Origin of the sequence: Marinobacter sp. (assembly GCF_033722195.1) — a bacterium.
Lineage (GTDB): Bacteria > Pseudomonadota > Gammaproteobacteria > Pseudomonadales > Oleiphilaceae > Marinobacter.
In genome coordinates, this window is sequence record NZ_JAWVZL010000041.1 from 20,778 (window position 1) to 27,109 (window position 6,332).

The 6,332-nt window shown below is 64.0% G+C and carries 4 protein-coding genes and 1 pseudogene; 3 read left to right on the forward strand and 2 right to left on the reverse strand.

Features of this window, described 5'->3' with window-relative positions; all coding sequences use genetic code 11:
* Positions 1-111 precede the first annotated feature (111 nt).
* Positions 112-375 (forward strand): late competence development ComFB family protein, encoded by a 264-nt coding sequence (locus tag R3280_RS09440; protein WP_318998350.1) that lies wholly within the window; start codon positions 112-114, stop codon positions 373-375.
* A gap of 18 nt (positions 376-393) precedes the next feature.
* Here the strand turns inward: R3280_RS09440 and R3280_RS09445 are convergent, their stop codons facing one another.
* The gene (locus tag R3280_RS09445; RefSeq protein WP_318998351.1) at positions 394-2,862 is read right to left on the reverse strand and encodes a DUF349 domain-containing protein; all 2,469 of its coding nucleotides are present in this window, start codon (positions 2,860-2,862) and stop codon (positions 394-396) included.
* Between the two features lie 195 nt (positions 2,863-3,057).
* Between R3280_RS09445 and R3280_RS09450 the strand changes: the two genes are divergently transcribed.
* Positions 3,058-3,543 carry a regulatory protein RecX gene (locus tag R3280_RS09450; protein WP_318998352.1) on the forward strand — a complete coding sequence of 162 codons (486 nt, stop codon included), beginning with the start codon at positions 3,058-3,060 and terminating at the stop codon, positions 3,541-3,543.
* Positions 3,544-3,571: 28 nt separating this feature from the next.
* Here R3280_RS09450 and mltF read toward each other — a convergent pair whose 3' ends face one another.
* Positions 3,572-5,020, reverse strand: a complete 1,449-nt coding sequence (gene mltF, locus R3280_RS09455; RefSeq protein WP_413468761.1) for a membrane-bound lytic murein transglycosylase MltF — start codon at positions 5,018-5,020, stop codon at positions 3,572-3,574.
* Between the two features lie 488 nt (positions 5,021-5,508).
* On the opposite strand from mltF, the pseudogene R3280_RS09460 reads away from it, so the two are divergent.
* A pseudogene (locus tag R3280_RS09460) lies at positions 5,509-6,332 on the forward strand (phosphoribosylformylglycinamidine synthase); the annotation flags it as partial.

A 6,332-nucleotide genomic window follows, 5' to 3' on the forward strand; every position in this document is an offset into this window, starting at 1 on the left:
GAAATTGCTCACCGCATCGCAGGATCATGACAGCGCCGCCCAGGGGATCTATGGTGTAAGCAACAGTCAGTCGTCGTCCAGCGTCGGGACGGCAGCAATCGAGGATGTGAGATGTCTTTACTGGATACGATCGATAACTTTTACGAGCGCCTGGTGGCGGACACCGTGGACGACACCCGGCAGGATGACGAGGACGAGGATACCCTGGCGGATATCATGTGCGTAGCCCTTAACCGGCTACCGCCACGCTACTACCGTCACAAGATCGACATGATGTTCTATCTTGCCGATCCGGAAATGCAGGAGATGCGGGCCAAAGTCGCCACCGCAGTGGCGGAGGCCCGCCAGTTCGTGAAATCCCACCAGCGGGACTGACGGGCGGGGTGGGGCGGCTCAGGCGGTGGCGGCCTGAACCGCCGCCTTGAGCCGGTCGGCCAGATCTTCCGTCAGCTGCTCCGCCGGCACCGCCAGACACCAGGTGGCGACCAGGGCTTCCATCTGCTCGCTCTGGTTGCCGGTGTCGCCACTGCCGCTCATGCCTTCCGCCAGGCGCTGGACCTGGATCTCCATGCGCCGGGCCTGATCTGGCTCCGGTGAGGGCAGGGTGGTGAGTATTTCCGCCCGGATCACCAGGTCTCGGGCATCGGTGTGGGCGTGGCCCTGGGCCAGCGCGCGCCAGGACGGCGGGCATTCCTCATGTACTTCCTGGCCCTGCAGACGCCTGTCGATGCGCTCCTGCCAGCTCTGTGATTTCTGGCGCAGAGTCAGCTTCTCCTGCAGCCGCGACAGCCGGCCGATCTCACTGCCGAGGCGTTCTGCCATGGCCGGGGACAGGGGTTCAGAGCGGGCGGCCCTGAGGTCACCCAGATCGCGGGTCAGGGTTTCCGCCAGTCTCTCTGTTGGCGCGGCTTCAGCCGCTGCGGCGGTGCGGGCCAGCAGCACTTCCAGTTTCTGGTCCGCCTCTCGCGCCTGCTCTTGCTGGGCCTGGCGGGCTTCGTCACGGCGGCCGAAGATCTGGTCACAGGCGGCACGGAAGGCCTGCCAGAGCTTGCGGTCCTGGCGATGGCGGGTGACGCCTATGGCTTTCCACTGGTTCTGCAAATCCTTGGCCTGATTCATGGCCTCACTCAGGGGCTCGTGATCCACCAGGGCCTGGGCACGTTCCACGATAGCCTGCTTGGCGGCCTCGTTCTTTTCCCGCTCGGCGTTCAGCGGTGCTTCCACCTGCTTGAGAAGCTCGTCGAAGCGCTTCTGCAGCGGCCGGTTGTCGCGGAAATCCACCGGCCAGGCCGCTTTCCATTCGTCCCGGGCGACGCGGTGTATGTGTTCCACCGCTTTCCAGTCGACGCTGGACCAGTCGGTGTTGGCCACAAAATGCGCCAATTCCTCGCAGATGGCCTCACGCTTGTCCAGGTTGGCCTGCTTGAGGCCCGATTTGGCAGAGAAATACGCCTTGCAGGGTTCGTAGGCCCGGTCCGAGGCCTGTTTGAACCGCTGCCAAAGGTCCCGGTCGGACGAACCCCCAAGCTCCCGCCATTCGTGCTGAAGCTCCTTGATTTTCTCGGCTTTCACCTCCGGGTCCATGGGCTGCTCCGCGAGGTATTCCATGCGTTCGCACAGTTCCACCTGCTTGGGCTGGGTGGCGAAACCCTGCCAGTCCTGCAGTTCCCGCAGCTGGGCATTCAGTAACTGGAAGCGGGCCTGGAAGGGGCGGCTGTGGCGGCTGTCCAGCGCCCGCAGCTGCTGCTGGGCCTGCTTGAACAGCTGCCTGGATTCTTTCAGCTGGCGGGCTTCCAGGGCGGCTTCGAGACGGGCGAGGGTGTCCTCAAGGCTCTGGGCATGGGCCCGCTGCTGCTCTGTAGACACATTGGCGGCCGGGGCCGTCGTACGCTCCCCGACGGCTTTTCGCAGCCTCGCCAGGGCGGCGGGCTGGCTGAAGCCATCCGGCCAGTCCAGTACCTCCACCAGGGCGCTCGCCTGGCTGTGCCAGTTGTCCGGCGGGGTATCGGAGTCGGCCGCACCGAGGAGCGTCTCCAGCTGCCCGAGGTGATGACTGAAGCGCTGGACCGCCACGATGTAGGCCCGCAGGCCCTGCATCAGGGTTTCATAACTGCGCTGTTCCGACTTCTCCACCTCGGTGTTGCGGGTAGCCTCGAGCCAGCGGTTCTCCTGGGTCTTCTGGAGGGCATCCAGGGATGCCAGGGAGGCCAGGTGCTCCTCGGGCTGGGCCTTGAGCTGCTGGAGGGTGTCCTCCAGCAGGCGCAGGGTCTGGCTCCGCTCGTCGGCCTTGCTGGCGTGCAGGCGATGCTGCTGGGCCTCGAACTCCATGGCGTGGACCCGCTCCCGGCATTGTCGGACGGCGTTCAGGAAATCGGTGGTCTGGGCACTGGAGGCATGGTCTTCCACTTCCCGCCAGTGTTTGAGGAGATTGTCGAGCTTGGCCTGGTAGAGCTGGGTGTTCTCGGTCACCGCCTGTTCCCGGGCCTGGCGAACCAGCTCTTCCACCTGCTCGGCACGACGGGCCTGCTCGGCCTCCTGATCCCGGATCTGCTGCAGCTTCTGGCGCACCACCTGGTAAACACCCTTGTCCCGGCCTTTGGCCGCCTTGTTGAGACGCTGCAGGGCGTCCCGGTCGCTGAGGGCGGCTGCTGCCTGGAGGCGAAGTTCCGCGGTCTTGCCCTCCAGTGCCAGGGTTTCCAGCTGTTGGGTGGTGGGGCTGGCCGCCAGTTGGGCCTGCTGCTCGGCCAGGACGTCCCGCACCGGCTGCTCTTCCGGGGCTTTGGCAACCGCTGGTTTGGCGGAGGTGGACGTCGGCTTGGCGGCCTGGCGACCCTTGAAGAATTTCTGGATGAATGCGGCCATGGCGTTACCCTTATAATGCTGGATCTTGAGGTCAGGTCTCGGCGGCTGGGGTTTGAAACCACGGCCGCCACAAATCGGCACTGGTCGCCGGGGGCGGGCCGAGCAGAAAACAGTCCGGGGGCAGGCCGGCCAGGCATTGGCGTCACGTCCCCGCGCCGGTAGTCTAGCGTTTTGTCAGCAATGGCGGGAAGGGCCATGACGGTAAATGAGCGAGCCGGTCAGGATCCGGAACAGCAGGCCAGGGCCGCAGCCCTGAGGTTGCTGGCCCGGCGCGAGCACAGCCGCCAGGAACTGGCGTTGAAACTGCGCCAGCGCCGGATACCGGGCGATATCATAGAGCGGGTGCTGGACGATTACGAACACGAGGGCTGGCTCAGCGACGAGCGTTTTGCCGAAGTGTACGGCCGCCAGCGCCGGGACCTGGGCTACGGGCCGGTGCGGATCCGCAGCGAACTCCAGCAGCGGGGTGTGCAGATTTGGCCCCCGGAACTGGCGCATATGACCGAGTCCGAGTGGTGCGAGATGGCGATCCGCGCGCGGGAGAAGCGTTTTGGTCTGGGCCGGGTGGAGGACGACTGGCCGGAGAAGGCCCGTCAGGCCCGCTTCCTCTCCCAGCGTGGCTTCAGCGCCGAGCAGGTGGAGCGGGCGCTGGAGGCATCCGCAGGCGACACATCCGATTAACCAGCTCTCTGTCCGGAATGAACGCCGGTCAGAGGGTAGGCGGTGTCAGCCCAAGTGCCTTGGGCAGCCCCGCAGCTTCCGGTGGTAGCGTCTCGGGGCGGGCTGTGGCCGGATTCTCGTTGAAGGGTTCCTGACGGGCGATCTGGTCCGTCGGAGCCCGGGGGTCTTTCATCCAGGCCAGTACGTCGTAGTAGCGCCGGATGTTCTGCACGTAGGCGACCGGCTCATGGCCACGTGCATAGCCGTACTTGGTCTTGCTGTACCATTCCTTCTGGGACAGCAGCGGCAGGAACTCCTTGACGTCCATCCACCGGTCCGGGTTCTTGCCGGCGGATTCGGTCAGGATCCTGGCGTCCTCCAGGTGACCAAAGCCCACGTTGTAGGAGGCCAGCGCAAACCAGGTGCGATCCGGCTCGGGGATGCGCTCGGGAATCTTGGCGTGGACCATGGTGAAGTAACGGGCGCCGCCCTTGATGCTTTTTTCCGGATCCAGCCGGTTGTCGATGCCGATATGCTCCGCCGTGTTGCGGGTCAGCATCATGAGCCCCCGCACACCGGTGGGGGAGGTGGCATTGGGCCGCCAGTGGGATTCCTGGTAACCGATGGCCGCCAGCAGGCGCCAGTCCAGGCCCTCTTCGGCGGCATAATCCCGGAACAGGGTTTCGTACTGGGGCAAGCGATTGCGCACGTGATGCACAAACGTGCGGGCGCCGACATAATTGAGCCGATCCAGGTGGCCGTAGAAGCGCTCCTTGATCTGGGCCAGGCTGCCGTCGCTTTCGATCCGCTCAAAGAACGCCCGCGCCGCCGTCACCAGGGTCTCGTCCTGCTGTTGCGGGAACAGCCAGGCCAGGTTTTCCGGCTCGCTCAGACTGAAACTGCTTTTGACGTCCGGGTAGAACACCTGGTTTAAAGCCAGTTCGTTGGCGTCGATCACCGCGAGGCGGAATTCACCAGATTCCACCCGCTTGAGGACACCGGCGGCATCCAGTTCGGTGTGGGCCTGCCATACGAGACCGTCGATGTCCTTGGCGAGTTCCTCCAGATGGCGGATGTGGTTGCTGTTGGCCACGGCGTGGATGGTGTCCCCCACCAGATGCTCAAGATCTTCCGGCCTTTCCCGGTCGCGGTGGTAGATCACCACGGATGCGGTGGTGAGGCGGGTGGGTACCGTATGGAAACGGCCCTTGCGTTCCTCGGTGGCAGCCAGGCCGGCCAGACCGATGTGAGCGTAATTGCGTTCGAGCACCGAGAGAATCTCGGCATTGCCGTCGGCCACCCGAACCCGCAGTTCCACGCCCAGATCCTCGGCGAAACGGCGGGCCAGCTCGTATTCGAAGCCGGTGGGCCCGTCCCGGCCCTCGTAATAGATCGACGGCGCGTTCCGGGTGATGACGTGGAGAACCCCCTCTGAGCGGATTTCCTCGAGGGTGGAGGGTTGCGAGCAGCCAGCCAGGATGACCACGAGGCCCGCCACAGCCAGGCTCCGCAAATGTTTGACGTTATTGCCCAGTAAGTGTTTTGCCAATTCCTTAGTCTCCTGTACACCCCGTCCGCGGTTGTACGTCGTTCATGGCTGGCCGATCACGTGGACCCGCCCCTGCCGTCACCAGGAAAATGAAAAGCTGGCACTGATATCCGTATTCAGTGTCGACATAATCTCCCAGAGCTCCGGGGATGGTCAATTTAACTCTGCGATAGCTCTGCAAAACTCAGTCAATCGTACCGATGGCGGGTGCTCTTTTGCCTGGCCGCAGAGCCCCTGTCGCGTCGTCACCCGGGGGTCCTGGTTGGCATGATCCGGCGTCTGAGGGCGCGATCTTGGCTGTATCCGGGGACGGGTTTCCAGTATTATGGCGGCCTTTCAGATCCGACGGGGCTCCGGTCGGAGCTCATGCCAACCGGCATGGCCACGCCGATTCCGCACCCCACGCATCCCAGACTCGCATGACACAGGTTTAGACCATGCTTGAACTCCGCGGCGCTCCCGCTCTCTCGTCATTTCGCACCGAGAAACTTCTGACCCAGGTCAAGGGCGCTGTGCCCGAGGTCCGCCACCTGTATGCCGAGTTCATGCACTTCGTGGATCTGGACTCGCCGCTGACCGAGGCGGAAGACGCGGTTCTGCAGCGCCTGCTGTCCTATGGTCCCTCCATGCCCGCAGAACAGCCGGAAGGCGTGCTTTTCCTGGTGGTGCCGCGGCCCGGCACGCTCTCGCCCTGGTCCAGCAAGGCCACCGACATTGCCGGCAATTGCGGTCTGAAACAGATCCGCCGTATCGAGCGGGGCACTGCCTACTATATAAGTGCCGACAGGAAACTTGGGCTGGAGCAGCGTGAGCTGATCGCCGCCATGCTGCACGACCGCATGACTCAGACGGTCTTTCACGAAATGGGTGGCGCCGAACTCCTGTTCAGCAAGAACGAGCCCAAACCGCTGGACCGGGTGCCGGTACTCGAGGGTGGCCGGCGGGCGCTGACCGAGGCCAACGAGCGCCTGGGGCTGGCGCTGGCTGAGGACGAGATCGAGTACCTCGAGAAGGCCTTTACCGAGCTGCAGCGTGATCCAACCGACGTTGAGCTGATGATGTTCGCACAGGCCAACTCAGAGCACTGCCGCCACAAGATTTTCAATGCGTCCTGGGATATCGACGGTGAGGGCCAGTCCAAGTCCCTGTTCGCAATGATCAAGAACACCTTCGAGATGAACAGCGAAGGTGTGCTGTCCGCCTACAAGGACAATGCCTCGGTGATTGCCGGCAGTCAGGGCGGCCGCTTCTTCCCGGACCC